This window comes from Streptomyces shaanxiensis, from assembly GCF_039537145.1.
In the GTDB taxonomy this organism is placed as follows: domain Bacteria; phylum Actinomycetota; class Actinomycetes; order Streptomycetales; family Streptomycetaceae; genus Streptomyces; species Streptomyces shaanxiensis.
This window is the reverse complement of sequence record NZ_BAAAZY010000010.1, coordinates 1,209,787-1,227,773: the sequence shown is the minus strand read 5'-3', so window position 1 is coordinate 1,227,773 and position 17,987 is coordinate 1,209,787. Positions and strand designations below refer to the sequence as shown.

General features: G+C 71.1%; 15 protein-coding genes. 8 read left to right on the top strand and 7 right to left on the bottom strand.

Going from position 1 to position 17,987, the window contains the following annotated elements:
* The first annotated feature begins 3 nt into the window (after positions 1–3).
* The 5 genes from ABD932_RS18900 (at position 4) to ABD932_RS18880 (ending at position 6,361) form a co-directional block, all read left to right on the top strand.
* Complete coding sequence (locus tag ABD932_RS18900; protein WP_345014148.1) at positions 4–984, top strand: carbohydrate ABC transporter permease; 981 nt, start codon at positions 4–6, stop codon at positions 982–984.
* Positions 984–1,880: a carbohydrate ABC transporter permease gene (locus tag ABD932_RS18895; protein WP_345014146.1), complete on the top strand. Its 897-nt coding sequence runs from the start codon at positions 984–986 to the stop codon at positions 1,878–1,880. The genes ABD932_RS18900 and ABD932_RS18895 overlap by 1 nt, the downstream gene beginning before the upstream one ends.
* A complete protein-coding gene (locus tag ABD932_RS18890; RefSeq protein WP_345014144.1) occupies positions 1,877–4,438 on the top strand; it encodes a beta-galactosidase in 2,562 nt (853 codons plus the stop codon). Before ABD932_RS18895 ends, ABD932_RS18890 begins: the two co-directional genes overlap by 4 nt.
* A gap of 11 nt (positions 4,439–4,449) precedes the next feature.
* The gene (locus ABD932_RS18885) at positions 4,450–5,703 is read left to right on the top strand and encodes an ROK family protein (RefSeq protein WP_345014142.1); all 1,254 of its coding nucleotides are present in this window, start codon (positions 4,450–4,452) and stop codon (positions 5,701–5,703) included.
* A 64-nt stretch (positions 5,704–5,767) separates the two neighbouring features.
* Entirely contained in the window at positions 5,768–6,361 is a 594-nt protein-coding gene (locus ABD932_RS18880; RefSeq protein ID WP_345014140.1) for a 2'-5' RNA ligase family protein, read from the top strand.
* Positions 6,362–6,471: 110 nt separating this feature from the next.
* Here the strand turns inward: ABD932_RS18880 and ABD932_RS18875 are convergent, their stop codons facing one another.
* Positions 6,472–6,747 (bottom strand): DUF6355 family natural product biosynthesis protein, encoded by a 276-nt coding sequence (locus tag ABD932_RS18875; protein WP_425587489.1) that lies wholly within the window; start codon positions 6,745–6,747, stop codon positions 6,472–6,474.
* 237 nt (positions 6,748–6,984) lie between these two features.
* Complete coding sequence (locus tag ABD932_RS18870; protein ID WP_250084385.1) at positions 6,985–7,365, bottom strand: winged helix-turn-helix transcriptional regulator; 381 nt, start codon at positions 7,363–7,365, stop codon at positions 6,985–6,987.
* Positions 7,366–7,484: 119 nt separating this feature from the next.
* On the opposite strand from ABD932_RS18870, the gene ABD932_RS18865 reads away from it, so the two are divergent.
* On the top strand, positions 7,485–7,892 hold the full coding sequence (locus tag ABD932_RS18865) for a RidA family protein (RefSeq protein WP_345014135.1): 408 nt from the start codon (positions 7,485–7,487) through the stop codon (positions 7,890–7,892).
* A 24-nt stretch (positions 7,893–7,916) separates the two neighbouring features.
* On the opposite strand, the gene ABD932_RS18860 is transcribed toward ABD932_RS18865, so the two are convergent.
* On the bottom strand, positions 7,917–8,789 hold the full coding sequence (locus tag ABD932_RS18860; protein WP_345014133.1) for an NAD(P)H-binding protein: 873 nt from the start codon (positions 8,787–8,789) through the stop codon (positions 7,917–7,919).
* Positions 8,786–9,214 (bottom strand): nuclear transport factor 2 family protein, encoded by a 429-nt coding sequence (locus tag ABD932_RS18855; protein ID WP_345014130.1) that lies wholly within the window; start codon positions 9,212–9,214, stop codon positions 8,786–8,788. The genes ABD932_RS18860 and ABD932_RS18855 overlap by 4 nt, the downstream gene beginning before the upstream one ends.
* A gap of 92 nt (positions 9,215–9,306) precedes the next feature.
* Between ABD932_RS18855 and ABD932_RS18850 the strand changes: the two genes are divergently transcribed.
* Positions 9,307–9,891 carry a TetR/AcrR family transcriptional regulator gene (locus ABD932_RS18850; RefSeq protein ID WP_345014128.1) on the top strand — a complete coding sequence of 195 codons (585 nt, stop codon included), beginning with the start codon at positions 9,307–9,309 and terminating at the stop codon, positions 9,889–9,891.
* Positions 9,892–10,240: 349 nt separating this feature from the next.
* On the opposite strand, the gene ABD932_RS18845 is transcribed toward ABD932_RS18850, so the two are convergent.
* The 3 genes from ABD932_RS18845 to ABD932_RS18835 all read right to left on the bottom strand — a co-directional run bounded on the left by ABD932_RS18845 (position 10,241) and on the right by ABD932_RS18835 (position 15,577).
* Positions 10,241–11,161 (bottom strand): helix-turn-helix domain-containing protein, encoded by a 921-nt coding sequence (locus ABD932_RS18845; protein WP_345014471.1) that lies wholly within the window; start codon positions 11,159–11,161, stop codon positions 10,241–10,243.
* Positions 11,162–11,310: 149 nt separating this feature from the next.
* Entirely contained in the window at positions 11,311–12,114 is an 804-nt protein-coding gene (locus ABD932_RS18840) for an aminoglycoside adenylyltransferase domain-containing protein (protein ID WP_345014126.1), read from the bottom strand.
* Between the two features lie 88 nt (positions 12,115–12,202).
* Entirely contained in the window at positions 12,203–15,577 is a 3,375-nt protein-coding gene (locus ABD932_RS18835; protein ID WP_345014124.1) for a pyruvate carboxylase, read from the bottom strand.
* A gap of 176 nt (positions 15,578–15,753) precedes the next feature.
* Here ABD932_RS18835 and ABD932_RS18830 point away from each other — a divergent pair, with 176 nt between their 5' ends.
* Positions 15,754–17,829: a SpoIIE family protein phosphatase gene (locus ABD932_RS18830; protein WP_345014122.1), complete on the top strand. Its 2,076-nt coding sequence runs from the start codon at positions 15,754–15,756 to the stop codon at positions 17,827–17,829.
* The last annotated feature ends 158 nt before the right edge of the window (positions 17,830–17,987 follow it).

Below are 17,987 nucleotides of genomic sequence, written 5' to 3'. Positions count from 1 at the left end.
GCGATGGCAACCACGACCGCACCGACCCCGCCGCCTGAAGCCCCGGCGGCCACCAAGAGCCCCACCTCACCGAAGAAGCCGAAGCTCTCCAAGCGGCGGCGCCGTGAGGCACTCTCCTTCTACCTGTTCGTCTCGCCGTGGGTGATCGGCTTCCTGGTCTTCCTGCTCGGGCCGATGATCGCGTCGATCTACTACTCCCTGACCGACTGGGACTCCTTCACCCCGCCCCAGTGGGTCGGCTTCCAGAACTACGTCACGCTCCTCACGGACGACCCGGTGTTCTGGAAAGCCCTGTGGAACACCCTCTTCTACGCGGCGATCTCGGTCCCGCTCGGCCTGGTCCTCGGCCTGTGGCTGGCGAACCTGCTCAACAAGCAGGTCCGCGCCCGCAAGCTGCTGCGCACCCTGATCTACCTGCCGACGCTGATCCCGCTGGTCGCCACCGCGATGATCTTCCGGATGGTGCTCGCGCCGAACGGCCCGCTCAACGACTTCCTCGGCCTGTTCGGCATCTCCGGCCCCAACTGGCTGTTCGACGGCCCCTGGGTCAAGCCCGCCCTGATCCTGATGTCGACGTGGGGCGCGGGTGCCGCGACCGTGCTGCTGCTCGCCGCGATGAAGGGCATCCCGCGTGAGCTGTACGAGGCGGCCGAGGTGGACGGCGCGAGTGCGATACGGCAGTTCTGGAGCATCACGCTGCCGCATCTGACGCCCATCATCTTCTTCAACCTGATCATGGGCCTGATCGGCGCGTTCCAGGTGTTCTCGCAGGTCTACATCCTCGTCTCGAAGGCCAAGAACCCCGCGGGCTACGACGCGGCCCAGACCATGGTGCCGTTCCTGTTCGACCAGGCATTCAGCTACTACCACATGGGCTACGCCTCGGCGATCTCCTGGCTGCTGTTCCTGGTGATCCTGGTGTTCACGGTGATCGCCTTCCGCACCACCCGGCGCTGGGTGTTCTACGAGACCGAGGTGAAGTGATGGCGACCCTGGCGACCCCCCTGAGCGAGAAACGCCAAGAGGCCCCTGCCGTACGGGCGTTCCGCGCGACCCCGTTCACCTACGGCACCCTGCTGATCGTCGCGGCGATCCTGACCACCCCGCTGGTCTTCGTCGGCTCGATCGCCCTGTCGAGCGACGCCACCGTGAACGCCGGCTCGTACACGGTCATCCCGCGCGAGTTCCACTGGGACAACTTCTCCCGGGTGTTCGGCACCGAGCTGCCGGTGGGCACCTTCCTGCTCAACTCGGTGCTGATCTCGCTGTTCTCGGTGGTGGGGCAGGTCCTCTCCAGCGGCCTGGTCGGCTACGCCTTCGCCCGGCTGCGGGCGCCCGGCAAGGGCACGATGTTCCTCGTGGTCATCGCGACGATGATGATCCCGACGCAGATCACGATGATCCCCCAGTTCATCCTCTTCCGGGACCTGGGCTGGGTGAACACCTTCCTGCCGCTGATCGTGCCGAACTTCTTCTCCAACGCCTTCAACGTCTTCCTGGTACGGCAGTTCGTCTCCCGGCTGCCCAGCGAGCTCGACGAGGCCGCCATGATGGACGGCCTCGGCTTCTTCGGCATCTACCGGCGGATCATGTTCCCGATGCTCAGGCCGGTCCTGATCGCCATCGGCATCTTCACCCTCACCCACACCTGGGGCGACTTCATGGGCCCCCTGATCTACCTCAACGACGAGTCGAAGATGCCGCTCGCGCTGGGCGTGCAGTACATCACCGCGACCTCGCAGGCGGGCCAGGCACCGCCCTGGAACCTGGTGATGGTCGGCTCGATCCTGCTCGCGGTGCCGATGATCATCGTCTACTACCTGGGCCAGAAGTACCTGTACGAAATGGACATCAGCGGCGGAAGCGCGGGAGTGAAGTGAACCGTACGGAGACCATCGAAGCCGTCCGCCTCGACGGCCGGGGCGTGTGGATCGACGGCCGCCCGCGCACGCTGCTGTGCGCCTCGCTGTTCTACTTCCGCCTGCCTGTCGAGCAGTGGCGCGAACGGCTCGCCCAGGTGCGGGCCTCCGGATACACCTGCGTCGACGTCTATCTCCCGTGGAACTTCCACGAGTTGGCGCCAGGAAGGTGGTCCTTCGAGGGCCGCCGGGACGTCGCGGCCTTCCTGGACCTCGCGCACGAGGAGGGCCTGTACGTCATCGCGCGGCCGGGGCCGTACATCTGCTCCGAGTGGGACGGCGGGGCGCTGCCCGCCTGGCTGGGCCTGGACCCGGAGTTGAGGGTCCGTCAGAACGAGCCTCGCTATCTGGAACAGGTCATTGCCTGGTTCGACCAGGTGCTGCCGCTGCTCGCGGAACGCCAGTATCCGGCGAACGGGCCGGTGATCATGGTGCAGTTGGAGAACGAGCTGGACTTCTTCGACTGCGCCGACCGCACGGGCTATCTGACCGCCCTGCGCGAGGCGGCCCTCGGTCACGGCATCACCGTCCCGCTGATCGCCTGCTCCGGCCAGGGCGACCTCGCGGGCGCCACCGGCGATGCCGACGGTGTCGTACCGGCCTGCAACTTCTACCCGGACGACGACTCCCCGGACATCGAGGCCGAGGTTCGACGCTATGCCGGGCTCGTCGCCGACCGCGGGGTGCCGCTGCTGGTCACCGAGACCAACCGTCGCCATCGGACGCTGCGCCGCCTGCTGGCGAGCGGCGCCAAGCTGATCGCGCCGTATCTCCAGTCGTCCGGCTGGAACTTCGGGTACACCCCGTCGAGCGGCAACTGGGGTCGCCCCGGCAACTTCATGAGCCACGGCTACGACTTCGGCGGCTATGTCACGTCGACCGGCGTGGAGCGGCCGGAGTACGCCGAGGCGCAGGTGTTCGCGCGGGTCGTCGAGGTGTGGGGCGACCGACTGGCGCTCGCCGTGCCGGGCGCCCCGGACACCGAGGTGGCCTGCGGCTTTCCGACGAGCTCGGCACCCGGGGTGCTGGACCTTCCCGAGGGCGGTCGGCTGGTGGCCGTACCGCATTTCGGAACGGACCCCGGTACGGCCGTCGTTCGGGGTGTGCCGGTCGCGGTCGCGCCGGGTTCGTGCCCCCTGATGGCGGTGGACGTACCGCTGCGGCTCTGGGGCATGGACGCCACCCTGACGCTCGCCTCGGCGGACCTCGTGGCGGTGGCGGACGGGGTGCTGGTGTTCTCCGCCGACGTGCCGGTCACCGCCGTACTGGAGGGGCAGCGCACCGAGATCCCGGTGTCCGAGCGGAGGACCGTGGCGGGAGTGACGCTCGTCGTGCTGCCCTCGGCGGACGCGGCCCGGCTGCGCTCGGTAGGCCCCGACGGCACGGTGCGCCTGGCCGACGCCCCGCACCGCCCCGCCAAGCCCGCACCGACCGCCGTCCTCGAGGCACGGCGACGGACCGACACCCCGCCCGAGCAGCCCGCGGGCCGGCACGACCTGCCGCCGACCCTGGAGTCGCTCGGGGTGTACCGGGGACGCGGTGCCTACCGGACCACCACGGATCTGACGGGCGTGGACGAGCTGCTGCTCACCGACGCGGCGGACATCGTCGACCTGTCCGTCGCGGGCCGGACGCACCCGCCGATCGCCGGGTTCGGCGCGACGCGGCGCATCGACGTACGGGAGGTGACGGGGAACGCCGCGATCGAGGGCGTGGTGGAGATCTGGGGCCACGCCAACTTCGACGACTCCCGCCTGCCCGCGCTCCGCCTGGGCGCGCTGCGCGGCCTGGGCACCCTGTGGAAGGTCCGGGACACCACCGACGTCTCGGCGCTGTGGACGGTCCACGGCCACTGGGCGGGCGCCCCCGCTCCCATCCGGGTGCTCGGCGGCTGGAGCAGCACGCGCGTGGCGGTTCCGGTCACCTACACCCGTACCGTCCACTCCCCCGCCCCGTCGGCGCTGCACCTGCGCGGCGTCGTCGAACCGCTGCGGGTGAGCGTCGACGACGGCGAACCGGTGACCGTCCACACCGAGAACCCCTGGGTGCTGCTGCCCGCCGGAACCCACCAGGTCTCGATCACGGTGCCGCACCATCCGAGCGGTCCCGGCCTGCGCGCCGAACTGCTCACGCTGGACGCCGTACGGGACTGGTCGTGCGCCGCGCAGGACGACGAGCTGCTCACCGCCTTCGCCGGCCGGCCGGGCCGCACGGAGGAGGTGCGGCTCCCGCTGGCGCTGAAACCGGGAGAGGAGGCGTGGCTCGACGTCGACCTGCCGGCGTCCCCGGAGGGATATCTGGTCCGGCTGGACGCGACGCAGGTCCGGGTGACCGGATGGGCCGGCGGCGAGTGCGTGGGACGCGTCTGGGCGGGCGACCGGCCCGACTTCTCGGGCGGGGACCCCGACGCGCTCTGGGTGCCGCCGGGATGGCCGGGCCTCACCCTGTTCGTGCAGGGTATTGAGGGGCGGGACACTCCGGAGATCCGTACGCTGTGGCTGGGGGTACCGACCGACTGAGGGGGAAACCGGTGGCCCGGCACACGGTCCGTGACGTTCGCAGCGAGAACCGCTTCGAGGTGCTGCACGCGCTGTTCGACCTCGGGCCCTCCTCCCGCCAGGAACTCGCCCGGCACACGGGGCTCAGCCTGGCCACCGTGACGACGCTGGCCGGCGAGTTCCTGGCGGAGGGCGTGCTGCGCATCGCCGCCGTGGAGCGCAACGCGGTGGGGCGGCCCTACGAACGGCTCACGATCAACCCGGACCGCGGCCGCATCGTCGGCGTCGACGTCGCCGAGACCTACGTCGACGCCACGGTGTACGACCTCGCGCTCGACGTCCTGGGCCGCCACGAGGCCGCCCTCGACGAGGACCAGAACGACCAGGTGTACGTCGTCGACGGCATCGTCGGCGCGATCGAGGCGGCCCTCAAGGCGAGCGGCACCGGGCGGGAGGGGATCGTGGGCGTCGGGGTCAGCATGCCGGGCCACGTCCAGCACGACTCCGGAGTCTCCGTCTTCGCGCCCAACTGGGACTGGCACGACGTCCACATCGAGGAACTGCTGGCCGAACGGCTGCGGTTGCCGGTGTACGTCGACAATCCGCTCAAGGCGGCGATCCTGTCCGAGATGTGGTTCGGCGTCGGACGGGTCGTCGACAGCATGGCCGTGGTCAATATCGGCACCGGGGCAGGGGCGGGCATCGCCCTCGAGGGCACCCTGATCCGGGGCATGACCAACAACGCCGGCGAGTGGGGACACACCCTGCTGGTACTGGACGGCCGCCCGTGCCGGTGCGGTCGGCGCGGCTGCGTGGAGGCGTATGTCGGCGCCCCTGGCCTGGAGACGACGCTGGCCGAGATCGACCCGTCCCATCCCGCGCTGGGCCGGCTTGGGCAGCGGGACTTCGTCGAGGCCGTCGCCGTCGGCCTGGCCGCCGGGGACCCGGTGCTGCGCGAGCTCGTCCGGCGTACGGGCCGCTGTCTCGCCGCGGCCCTCGGCGACCTCGTCAACCTGCTCAACGTCCCGAAGGTGACCCTCACCGGCTGGCTGCCCACGGCCCTGGCCGAGTGGCTCGTCCCCGCCGTACGGGACGAACTCCCCCACCATGTGCTGCCGGGCTCCCTCCCCGGTCTCACCGTCGGCGTGTCCGAGGTCCCCGGCAACGCCGTTTCCCTGGGCATGGCGACGTTCACCCTGGAGCGGTTCCTCACCCGACTCGGCCTGGCCGGCACCGCCCGGACCCGGCCGCAGCCGGGGGCCGAGGCCGCGCAGACGATCGGATGACCCCGCTCACCCCTGAGCGGACCGCCGCCCGCCTGTCAGCCGACCGATTTGGGACGATGGCCCTGTGGACGGACACCCGGTCTTCGGCGGGGCCGAGCCGCTGGACACGCTCGAGGTCGCGCCGACGGCCCGGACGGCGGTGGCGTGGCTGCCTCCGCGCCGGCTCTGGCCGGCCATCCAGGACATCCGCCGGGAGCACGATCCGCAGATACGACGCTGGCCGCCGCATGTGAATCTGCTGTTCGGCTTCGTGCCGGAGGAGCAGTTCGCGCGGGCCGTGCCGCTGCTCTCCGCGGGGGCGGCACAGAGCACGGCCTTCACGGCCCGCCTGACCGGCGTGCGGTACTTCCGGCACCGGCACTACGCGACGGTGTGGCTCGATCCGGCCGCGGCGGACCCGGCGCCATGGGCCCGTCTCCACCGGGAGCTGCAGCTGCGGTTCCCGCTCTGCCGCGGGCGCGGCGACCGCTTCACGCCGCATCTCTCCCTCGGCCGCTCCCAGCACCCCAAGCACCTGGCCGCCGAATGTGCCGTCCGGCTCGGCACGCTGTCGGCGGAGGTGGAGGAGATCGTCCTGCTCTCCCGACGTGGCGAGGAGCCCATGCGGCCCCGGGCCGTGATCACCCTGGGCACAGGAGAGGTCCGCCGCCCGCGCTGACCACGACGTCGTAGGGACCGGACGCAGTGTGGCCTCGGCGGTCACACGACCGGCCGAGGCCACACGACAAGCGGAAGGACGGGTCCGCCGGCCCCTGGGGTGACTGGTTGTCAGCAGGTGCGGCCGACGTAGTAGGCACCCTGGATCTTGCTCGCAGAGCCCAGCCAGGTCTTGCCGGGCGCGACGCACCGCTCGTAGTCCGGCGCCAGGGCGACCTCCACCTTGATGACCACCCTTGAGCCGTCGGACGTGCAGTGGTTGTAGTAGGCGTCGGAACCGGTCTCGTAGAAGCCGCACGGGTCGGCCGCCGCGGGGGTGGCCTGTGCGGTCAGGGCGCCGAAGGACGTGAGCACGAGGGCGGCGGAACCGAGGGCGCCGGTCACCATACGACGAACACGCAAGGGGAACTCCTTGGGCTGGGGAGGACGACATGCCTGAACAGGCAGTTGTCCACCGGTCAGTTGGATACCGGAACCAGGATCGCCGCGTCGCCCGGCACGGTTGACCGACTGTCGGGCCGTTCACCTGGCGAATCGTTTGACCGCTACCTCGATGAGGTGATCATGCGCGGTTCTCACATCCGGTCCGCACAAGGCCGCACACCGGCCCCTCCGGCTGACGCGTCAGCTCCCGAAGCGGCGCCGCGACTCCTCGATGTGGCCCAGGTATGCGTGGGTCCAGTCGCACATGCCGTCGATCGTCACCCGCAGCGCCCGGCCCGGCTCGGTGAGGGTGTACTCGACCTTGGCCGGGACCGTGGGGTACACCGTGCGGTCGACGAGGCCGTTGCGCTCCAGCATGCGCAGGTTCTGGGTGAGCATCTTGTGGCTGATGCCCTCGATCCCGTCCCGCAGCTCGCTGAAGCGCAGCGTGCGGTCGGCGATGCACTCGATGATCAGCAGCGCCCACTTGTTGGCGATGTCCGAGAAGATCTCCCGCGCCAAGGAGTCCGCGCGCGTCACGTCCGCTTCGTCCACCGAGCCCTTGAGCTGCTTGGTTCCCATCTGGTTCCCCAGTCACCGAAAAGTGCGTTCTTCCACGTCAGCGCACACTCTCCTACGGTTTCCGAGTAACCACAAGTGACCAGGAGAGCGTCCTGGTCCGAGACAAGGAGGCGGCCCGCATGGCCATCACTCTGGTGAACCCCACTGGACTGCCGGAGATCGACGCCTACCGACAGGTGTCGGTCGCGTCCGGTTCGAGGCTCGTCTTCCTGGCCGGGCAGGTCGCCTGGGACGCCGACGGCGTCACGGTCGGCGAGGGCGACCTCGCCGCCCAGGTCGAGCAGTGCTACGTCAACGTCGCCACCGCCCTGGCCGGTGTCGGCGCCTCCTTGGGCGACGTGGCGAAGCTGACCGTCTACGTCGTCGACTGGACCCCCGACAAGATGCCCCTGCTCATGGACGGCATCGCCCGCGCGGGCAAGCGTCTGGGAGTCACGTCGGCACCGCCCGCCACGCTGATCGGCGTCGCGGCACTGGACGTACCGGAGCATCTGGTCGAGGTGGAGGCCACCGCGGTGCTGGACTGACGTGGGACCGACCGCGGCCCTCGCCTACCGCGTCGGGCTCGTCGCGGGGGCCGCCCGAGGGGACAACTCCCGTTCCGCGACCGCCCGGAAGCCGTTGGGCGGGCGGCCGGTCACGCGTCGGACGGTATCGGTCGTGCGGTCTTCGGCCCCCTCGGCGATGGCGCGGTCCATGTCGGCCAGCATGGTGGCGAACTCCAGCGGTATCACTGCGGCGAGCCGGTCGCGCATGGCGTCGTAGGTCAGCCGATGGTGGGTCACAGGACGGCCGGTGACCTGTGTGAGAATCGCGGCGATGTCGTCGTGGCCGAGGGGCTCGGGACCGGTCAGGACCAGGTCCGCGTTGGGGGCACGGCCGTCGGTCAGGGCATGCACGGCGACGGCGGCGATGTCGTCGGCGTCGACGAATCCGACCCGTCCGGACCCGGCGGCGGTCCTGATGACGCCGTGCTCGCGAATGCTGTCGGCGTGGGTGTGCGTGCCGGTGAAGTTCTGCATGAACCACGAGGGCCGCAGCACCGCCCACTGATCGAACAGGCCCGGCAGGATCTGGTGCACCGCCCCGACCGCCGGGCCGCCCTCGGGTATTGCCGAGGAGCTGAGCAGTACCGCGCGCTCCACTCCGGCGGCACGGGCCTGCCGGAGGAAGGGCACCATGACCGCAGCCGGATCCGGATCACCCACAGGGGGAACGAGGTACAGACGGTCGACATCGGCGAGGGCGTCGCTGAAGGTGGCGGAGTCGTACCAGTCGAAGCGCACCGGTTCCGCGCCCGGTAGCTGAGTGGCTCGCCGGCCGGCGGCCTTGACCGGGTGTCCGGCGGCGATCAGCTGTCGGGCGGTGCGGCTGCCCGTGGTGCCGGAGGCGCCGATGACCAGTGTGGTGCCGGTGAGGGTCATCGGGCGTTGCTCGCGATGAAGTTCACGCCGGGTTCGTGGACGGCGAGGGGATTCCAGTAGTCGCGGTAGGAGGTGAAGCGCCCGTCCTGGACGGTCACGACGGCAATGTACGTCATCTCGAAGGGTCCCCCTGTCTCGACCATACGGCCCACACCGCGCATCTCGACCACGATGGTCCCGGGCTCGGTCGTCCGGTGGATCCGCAGGTCGGGGAAGTCTTGCAGGTCGATGTGGTCGGGGTAGTCGCGCATATAGGCGGCGATGGCGTCCCGGCCCTCCAACCGCTCGGGCCATGCTGGCGGCGCGAAGGGGAACTCCATGACGCCGTCGTCGGCCCAGAGGCCGACCCAGGCGGGAATGTCCTTGTCCAGCAGCAACCGCAGGCTGTGGCGGTACAGATCCGCCGGTGAGGTGGTCGCGGGCATGAGTCTCTCCGTCCCGTACGATACGGACCAGCGGTCCGCTTCTTCTGGGAAGAATACGGACCGCCGGTCCGCATCGCAACCGGAGGAGCCCCATGCCCGAACGCAAGCCCCGCAAGGACGCGGTCCGCAACCGTGCAGCCGTGTTCGAGGCGGCCGACGCCCTTTTCGCCGCATGCCGGAGCCCCGAGGAGGTCACGATGGCCGACATCGCGGCGGGTGCCGGCGTCGGCAAAGGAACCCTCTTCCGCGCCTTCGGCGACCGCACCGGCCTGATCCGGGCGCTCTGCGCCGCCCGACTCGAGCCCCTGAGGAAAGCCGTCGAAGAGGGGCCCGAGCCGCTGGGCCCCGCCACACCGCCGCTGCAGCGCGTTCCGGCGCTGCTCGACGCCGTTCTGTGCTTCAAGCTCGACAACCGTCATCTCGCGCTGGCCCTGGAGACCACGGGCTCGGGCAGCCCTTACCGGACGGAGCACTACGAGCGCTGGCACGCCCTGCTTCGGGACCTCCTGGACCGCACCCCAGGCGCGACCGACAGCGACTTCGCCGCCCACGCACTGCTCGCCGCCACCCGGGCGGATCTCGTCGAGTACCTGGCCGGGGAGAAGGGGGTGCCCCGCGAGGAACTGCGCGCACGGTTGGCGAAGTTCACTGCTGGAGTTCTTGGCACCAGCACGTGAAGCGGGTGGTCGACCCGTCCGCGTCCGGCCACGGCCGGCTCGCCAGTTGCGTCATGGCACGTGAGGCCGCGGTCATGGCCCCATCATCGGCCGCTCACCGTCCAGTTACCAAGACATGAGCAAGCCGTACCGGTCCTCTCGGGCGGTGCCCGGGGCCAGCAGACACTCGGGGAACGCCCGTCTTTGCAAAGGCTGCGACAGGCAGCGGGAGGACGCCGTGCACCTGCTCGGCACCGAATGCCGGGCCTCAACTCCGCGAGCCCGGCAGCCGACCGGGACGCGCTGGACGCCGGCCGGCCGGACGGTCCCCCGCGCCGCCCGACCGGCCATCGGTTGTACGGCGGGGACGCTACCGTCCGGCGGACGGTTCGGTCTTGGACGAATTTGCACTCGCCGAGAGAGCCATTGCTCCTTCGACCCGGCGAGAGGCGACCATCTGTCCGGGTGTGGTGCCGGCGATGGCCCGGAACTCGCGGTTGAGGTGCGACTGGTCGTAGAAGCCGCAGGCCTCCGAGATGTCGGTCAGGCTCGAGGCCCCGCGACTGAGCAGCGCCACGGCGTGACGGAAGCGCAGCACCCGCGCGGACGCCTTGGGCGTCAGCCCGATCTGCTGGGTGAACCGCCGGATCAAGTACCCCTGGCTCCACCCCACTTCGGCGGCGATACGGGCGATCGGGATCGCCCCCGCGCTGCCGGAGAGCAGGTGCCAGGCGTAGCCGACCTCGGGCGCGGGCTCCGGGCCGTACCCGAGCCGGTCGAGCAACGCCGCGTCCAGCAGGTCGAACCTCGCCGCCCAGTCCCGGGTGGACGCCAGCCGCTCCACCAGCGTTCCGGCCTCGGGCCCCAGAACGTCCCGGATCTCGATGGCCAGGTTCGTCAACTCGCTCATCGGCATGCCGAACAGCCGGTAGGCGCCCAGCGGCGTGAACTCGACCCGGATCGCCTCCTGGCCGCCGGGATGCACACAGATCGCGGGCCGGTCCTCCAGCCCCACCACCAACGACCCGATCCTCCCGCTGCCGCCGCCCGGTACGCCCAACCGCCGGACCTGGGAGAACGGCTCCGCAAGGCTGATCAACAGGGTCGCGCACCCGGTCGGCACCAACCGCGCCTCATACGGCGTGGTCACGGCTTCCCAGTAGCCGACATAACTGCGCAGGAAGGGCTTGAGCCCCGGATGCCAGGGGCGCGTGACCCGCCACAGACCACCGAGCCGCGCGACCTCGACCGCACCTGCACCATCCCGGCCACGAAGCGCACCATGAACCACCAAGAAGGCTCACCTCACCCCAGGGACGCCCACTTCACAGTATCCAAGTCCGTTCCCGGCGGTTGGCGGCCTAATCGGCCCGAGGAGCATCATGGTCGCCCGCGGACGCGGGCCGGACGCGGGTGAGCCGGGTCACCAACAGCGTGGCGTCACCCTGCCCGATCCGTGGCGGCCGTCTCGTCGACCCGTTCGGCCACCCACACCAAGAAGGCCCGTACCTCGGCGGTGGGCAGTGCGGTCGCCTCGGTGCGTGGGCGTTCGTAGCTGCGCAGTGCGGCTTTCAGGAGCGGCCGGAAGCGTTCCTCGGACGCGGCGACCGCCTCCGCCGCCCGGCGCTTGGCCTGCCAGCGGCCCGTACGGCAGAAGTGCACCGAGCGGCAGCCGTTGAGGACCCGATTGTCCGCGAGGTGCCCCTCGCCGCCGCTGTGCTCACGGACCGAGGCGCGGATCGCCGTGAGCAGGTCGGCGCGGGCGGGCTCGGCGATCACCGCCCGCGCCGGACTGCCATACAGCACCAGTCCGGCCTGATGAGCGACGGAACGGTCGATGACGTACCAGAAGGCAGGGGATTGCGTCGGGTCGAGGCTGATCCGGTCGGGCAGCAGGGGCCCGGTGTTGAGGTCCAGCAGGTATCCGGCGTCTCCGGACGGCCGGGCCGCGAAGGCCTCGTCGTAGACCACCAGTTCCAGTCCCGCCGCCGGGCAGGGCAGTGCGGGGTGCGCGAGTGCGGCGGCCAGGTCGGACCGCGTTCGCCCGGGCAGGGGCGCGTCCACGACCACCGTCACGTCGGTGTCGCTGCGCCCGTGCCGGTAGTCGCCGAGGGCGACTGAGCCGACCGCGAGGACGCTCACCAGGTGAGATCCGCACACGGTGCGGGTGCGGTGGACGACCTCCCGGAGGTAGGGACGAAGTTCGGCGGGGACGGCGTGCGGGTCCGCGAGAGTCCGGGTCATAGGCTCAGTGTCCGCCCAGGGTGGACCGGTCAGGCCCGCCGGAGCCCCGCGCAGCTGTCCACCTGCGCGGGGTTCAACGACAGGCGACTCAGGCGAGTTCGACCAGGAGATCGCCGCCCTCGACCTGCTGGACGGGATTGATGGCCAGTCGCGCTACCCTGCCGGACTTCGCGGCGGTGATGGACGCTTCCATCTTCATCGCCTCGATGGTGGCCACCGTGGCACCGGCCGCCACCTCGTCCCCCTCGGCGACGGTCAGGGTGACCACGCCGGCGAACGGCGCCGCGACGTGACCGGGGTTGGCCCGGTCGGCCTTCTCCGTCACCGGGACGTCCGAGGCCGCCGCCCGGTCGCGGACCTGGATCGGCCGCAACTGGCCGTTCAGGGTGGACATCACGGTGCGCATGCCGCGCTCGTCCGCGTCGCCGACGGCCTGCAACTCGATCAGCAGCCGCACACCGCGCTCGAGGTCGACGGAGTACTCCTTGCCCGGGCGCAACCCGTAGAAGAAGTCCTTGCTGTCCAGCACGCTGGTGTCGCCGTAGGTGTCACGGTGCGTGTCGAACTCGCGCGTCGGTCCCGGGAACAGCAGCCGGTTGAGTGTCGCCCGCCGGTCCTTCGCCAGCCCCTCGCGGTCGTCCGCGCTCAGCTCCTGCACCGGCTTGGCCTCGGCCCGGCCCTGCAGCGCCTTGCTGCGGAACGGCTCGGGCCAGCCGCCGGGCGGGGTGCCCAGCTCGCCGCGCAGGAAGCCGATGACGGAGTCGGGGATGTCGAACCTGTCGGGGTCCGTCTCGAAGTCCGCCGGGGCCACGCCGGCGCCCACCAGGTGCAGCGCCAGGTCGCCGACCACCTTCGACGAGGGGGTGACCTTCACCAGGCGGCCGAGCATCCGGTCGGCGGCGGCGTACATCGCCTCGATCTCCTCGAAGCGGTCGCCCAGGCCCAACGCGACCGCCTGGGTGCGCAGGTTGGAGAGCTGCCCGCCGGGGATCTCGTGGTGGTAGACGCGTCCGGTCGGCGAGGCCAGACCCGCCTCGAAGGGGGCGTAGACCTTGCGGACGCTCTCCCAGTACGGCTCCAGGTCGCCGACGGCCTGGAGGTCGAGGCCGGTGGGCCGCTCGGAGTGGTCGGTCGCGGCCACGATCGCCGACAGGGAGGGCTGCGAGGTCGTACCGGCCATGGACGCCACCGCGCCGTCCACCGCGTCCGCGCCGGCCTGGATCGCGGCGAGGTAGGTGGCGAGCTGGCCGCCCGCGGTGTCGTGGGTGTGGATGTGGACCGGCAGGTCGAACTCCCGGCGCAGGGCCGACACCAGCTTCGCCGCGGCCGGTGCCCTCAGCAGGCCCGCCATGTCCTTGACGGCCAGCACATGGGCGCCCGCGTCCACGATCTGCTCGGCGAGCCGCAGGTAGTAGTCCAGGGTGTACAGGCGCTCCGACGGGTCGGACAGGTCGGAGGTGTAGCACAGGGCCACCTCGGCGACGGCCGTTCCCGTCTCCCGTACGGCCTGGATGGCGGGCCGCATCTGGTCGACGTCGTTGAGGGCGTCGAAGATGCGGAAGATGTCGATGCCGGTGGCCGCCGCCTCCTGCACGAAGGCGTCGGTCACCTCGGTGGGATACGGCGTGTAGCCCACGGTGTTGCGGCCGCGCAGCAGCATCTGCAGGCAGATGTTCGGCGCGGCCTCCCGCAGGGCCGCCAGGCGCTCCCACGGGTCCTCGGCGAGGAAGCGCAGGGCGACGTCGTAGGTCGCGCCGCCCCAGCACTCCAGCGACAGCAGCTGGGGCAGGGTGCGGGCCACCACCGGGGCGATGGCGAGCATGTCCTTGGTGCGTACGCGCGTGGCGAGCAGCGACTGGTGGGCGTCGCGGAACGTGGTGTCGGTGACGCCGATGGTCGGCGACGCGCGCAGCCAGCTCGCGAAGCCCTCGGGGCCGAGCTCGGCGAGCCGCTGCCGGGACCCGGCGGGCGGCTCACCGGCGGGCAGCGCGGGCAGCTTGGTCAGCGGTTCGAGCAGGTCGGGCCGTTCGCCGTGCGGCTTGTTCACGGTGACGTCGGCCAGGAAGGTGAGCAGCTTCGTGCCGCGGTCGGCTGAGTGGCGGGCGGTGAGCAGGTGCGGGCGCTGCTCGATGAACGACGTGGTGACCCGGCCGGCCTGGAAGTCGGCGTCGTCCAGCACCGCCTGCAGGAAGGGGATGTTGGTGGCCACGCCGCGGATGCGGAACTCGGCCACGGCACGCCGGGCACGGCCCACGGCGGCGGTGAAGTCCCGGCCCCGGCAGGTGAGTTTCACCAGCATGGAGTCGAAGTGCGCGCTGATCTCCGTACCGGCGTGGGTGGTTCCGCCGTCGAGGCGGATGCCCGAGCCACCGGGCGAGCGGTAGGCGCTGATGCGGCCGGTGTCCGGGCGGAAGCCGTTGGCCGGGTCCTCGGTGGTGATACGGCACTGCAGCGCGGCGCCGCGCAGCGTGACGGTCTCCTGGGCGAGGCCGAGGTCGGCGAGGGTCTCGCCGGCGGCGATGCGCAGCTGTGACTGCACCAGATCGACGTCGGTGACCTCTTCGGTCACCGTGTGCTCGACCTGGATGCGCGGGTTCATCTCGATGAAGACGTGGTTGCCCTCGCGGTCGAGCAGGAACTCCACGGTGCCGGCGTTGCGGTAGCCGATCTGCCGGGCGAACCGCACGGCGTCGGCGCAGATCCGGTCGCGCAGCTCCGGGTCGAGGTTCGGCGCGGGCGCCAGCTCGATCACCTTCTGGTGGCGGCGCTGCACCGAACAGTCCCGCTCGAAAAGGTGGATGACGTTGCCCTGCCCGTCGGCGAGGATCTGCACCTCGATGTGGCGGGGCTCCACCACCGCCTTCTCCAGGAAGACCGTCGGATCGCCGAACGCGGAGGCCGCCTCGCGGGACGCCGCCTCGATGGACTCCCGCAGCTGGGCGGGCTCCTCGACACGGCGCATGCCGCGCCCGCCGCCGCCCGCGACCGCCTTGACGAACACGGGGAAGCCGATGTCCTCGGCGGCACGGACGAGCTCGTCCACGTCGGTGGACGGCTCCGAGGACCCCAGGACCGGCACGTCGGCCGCGCGGGCCGCGGCCACCGCGCGTGCCTTGTTCCCGGTCAGTTCCAGGATGTCCGCGCTCGGTCCGACGAACGTGATGCCCGCCTCCTCGCACGCCCGGGCCAGCTCGGGGTTCTCGGACAGGAATCCGTACCCCGGATAGACGGCGTCTGCTCCCGCGCGGCGGGCCGCGCGGACGATCTCCTCCACGGAGAGATAGGCCCGCACCGGGTGACCCGGCTGGCCGATCTCATAGGCCTCGTCGGCCTTCAGCCGATGCAGGGAGTTGCGGTCCTCGTGCGGGAAGACGGCGACGGTGCGCGCGCCCAGCTCGTAGCCTGCGCGGAACGCGCGAATCGCGATCTCGCCGCGGTTGGCGACCAGCACCTTGCGGAACATCCTTGATCCCTTCGGCCTGCCGGTGACTGAGCACCCATGGTGTCGGCGACTCCTCACCTACGCCATGTGAGCCGGACCACTTATCGATGATCGATCACCGACCCGCGTGCGGCCGGACGGGCCTAGGCTGTCCTTGAGCCTCTTGTGGTCAAGGGCGGTGTGAGCGAGGTGCCCCTATGACCAGCGCGAGTCACCGCGATGCGGATGTGCACGACGCGATCGGCGAAATGCCGGATCGGCGCCCGTCCGCGGCCGGCCATGCCGGGGTGTTCCAGGACCTGCTCCCGCTGGCCCTCTGGGTGGTCGATGCCGACGGGCTTCTGGTGCAGTGGTCGCTCGCCGCGCAGGACCTGCTCGGTCACACGCCGGAACAGATCGTGGGCCAGGACGCCAGGCGCGTCCTCGTACCGGACGACAACCGGGAGCTCGCCGACCGTCTGGGCCGGGCGGTGCGGACGGGTGCGGCGGTGGTGGCACGGCTGCCGGTCCGGCATCGTGACGGGACCCTGGTCGACATGGAGATGTGGCACTGTCCCATCGCCGATGCGCAGGGGCGTACAGGTGTCCTGGCCATCGCGGCGGAGACCTCCGCCGTGGAGCGGATGCGGGATGCGCTGGCCGCGCTGGAGGGTCTCTTCACGCAGTCCCCGATCGGCCTGGCCATGCTCGGCCCCGACCTGCGCTTCCTCCGGGTCAACGAGGCTCTGGCCCGGATGGACGGCGTCCCGGTGGCCGAGCACGTCGGCAGAACGGTGACCGAGGTCGCCCCTGGCGCCGGCTCGTTGGAGTCGGTCATGCGGCAGGTCCTCGACCGAGGTGAGGCGGTGGTGGACTTCCGCCACACCTCCAGCACGGCGGACCCGGAACGACAGCGGACGTGGTCCTGCTCCTACGCCCCCTTGCTCGGCGGGTCCGGCCAACGGATGGGAGTGATCGCCTCGCTGATCGACGTCACGGAGGGGCAGCGGGCCCATCTGGAGGCGGAGCGGGCACGCCAGCGCCTCGCCCTGCTGGCGGAGGCGGGTACACAGATGGGTTCCACCCTGGACCTGACGCAGACGGCGCAGGAGGTGGTCCGCGTCCTGGTGCCCCGGCTGGCCGACTCCGCCGACGTCCAGCTGCTGGAGGAGGCGATGGCACCGGACGAGACCGCCGCGTCGGCACACGGAGTGGTCCGGCGCGTCGCGGCGACCTTCACGGATCCGGCCGCGCCTGCCGACTACCTCGCGGTCGGCATGACCCTTCAGGTCCCTCCCAGCTCGATGTACGAGCGGCTGATCAGTGCCGGGCGCCCCATGAACCTTTACCTGAGCGACATCGGCCCGCTGGTCACCACCCCCGGCGCCGACCGGCTGCGCGAGTACCTGCGCGCCCGCGTGGGCTCGGCGCGCCTGATCCCGCTCGTGGCCCGGGGCACCGTGCTGGGCGCGGTCGCGGTGACCCGGACCCGCGACCGGGAGCCGTTCGACGACCAGGACACGCTGCTGATCGACGAGCTGGTCGCCCGAGCGGCGCTGAACATCGACAACGCGCGCATGTACAGCCGGGAACGCGACGCGGCACTCACCCTCCAGCGCAGCCTGATGAACCCCTCACTGCCCACCGTCAGCGGGCTGGAGCTCACCGGGCGCTATCTGCCGGCCGGTGACCACGAGGTCGGCGGCGACTGGTTCGACGCCATCGCCCTGTCGGGCGGCCGGACCGCGCTGGTGATCGGGGACGTGATGGGCCACGGCATCCACGCCGCGGCGGTCATGGGCCAACTGCGCACCGCCGTACGGACCCTGGCACGCCGGGACACCGCGCCCGACGACGTGCTGCACGCCCTGGACGCCGCCGTGGCGGACCTGGGCGACAACGAGATGGCCACCTGCCTGTACGCCGTGCACGATCCGGACACCGGCCACTGCCTGATCGCCAGGGCCGGCCACCCGCCCCCCGTGGTCGCCGACGAGCGGGGAACGGTCGCCTTCCTGGACGGCCCCGCGGGCCCGCCCCTCGGCGTGGGCAGGCAGGACTTCGAGGTCCAGCAGATGGACCTTCCGCCAGGCAGCCTTCTGGTGATCTACACCGACGGTCTCATCGAGACCCGTGGCACGGACCTCGACCAGGGCATGCGCCGGCTGGCGCAGGCGCTCCGGCATCCCGGGCGGCCGCTGGAACAGGTCTGCGACGACCTCCTGGCCCACGTCATGCCCGAGGCGGCGGACGACGACGTGGCGGTGCTCCTCGCCCGGGCACTCCCCCGGTGAACCGGTACGTCGGACCCTCACGCGCGTCCCCGACCGACTGTCCCGGACGCGACGACGAAGCACTCGGTGCCCGTGCAACGGATACTGGGGGGTGAGCCGCTGCAAACCAGGCACTCGGATCGGGAGGAGCGCCCCGGGGCACCGCTCCGCGGGCCCCG

What these genes read in the sequence shown, in the direction of transcription:
- ABD932_RS18900 (WP_345014148.1), top strand. Translation starts at nt 4, where the DNA reads ATGGCAACCACGACCGCACCGACCCCGCCGCCTGAAGCCCCGGCGGCC.
- ABD932_RS18895 (WP_345014146.1), top strand. Translation starts at nt 984, where the DNA reads ATGGCGACCCTGGCGACCCCCCTGAGCGAGAAACGCCAAGAGGCCCCT.
- ABD932_RS18875 (WP_425587489.1), bottom strand. Translation starts at nt 6,747, where the DNA reads ATGGTGACCGGCGCCCTCGGTTCCGCCGCCCTCGTGCTCACGTCCTTC.
- ABD932_RS18870 (WP_250084385.1), bottom strand. Translation starts at nt 7,365, where the DNA reads ATGGGAACCAAGCAGCTCAAGGGCTCGGTGGACGAAGCGGACGTGACG.
- ABD932_RS18865 (WP_345014135.1), top strand. Translation starts at nt 7,485, where the DNA reads ATGGCCATCACTCTGGTGAACCCCACTGGACTGCCGGAGATCGACGCC.
- ABD932_RS18860 (WP_345014133.1), bottom strand. Translation starts at nt 8,789, where the DNA reads ATGACCCTCACCGGCACCACACTGGTCATCGGCGCCTCCGGCACCACG.
- ABD932_RS18855 (WP_345014130.1), bottom strand. Translation starts at nt 9,214, where the DNA reads ATGCCCGCGACCACCTCACCGGCGGATCTGTACCGCCACAGCCTGCGG.
- ABD932_RS18850 (WP_345014128.1), top strand. Translation starts at nt 9,307, where the DNA reads ATGCCCGAACGCAAGCCCCGCAAGGACGCGGTCCGCAACCGTGCAGCC.
- ABD932_RS18840 (WP_345014126.1), bottom strand. Translation starts at nt 12,114, where the DNA reads ATGACCCGGACTCTCGCGGACCCGCACGCCGTCCCCGCCGAACTTCGT.
- ABD932_RS18835 (WP_345014124.1), bottom strand. Translation starts at nt 15,577, where the DNA reads ATGTTCCGCAAGGTGCTGGTCGCCAACCGCGGCGAGATCGCGATTCGC.
- ABD932_RS18830 (WP_345014122.1), top strand. Translation starts at nt 15,754, where the DNA reads ATGACCAGCGCGAGTCACCGCGATGCGGATGTGCACGACGCGATCGGC.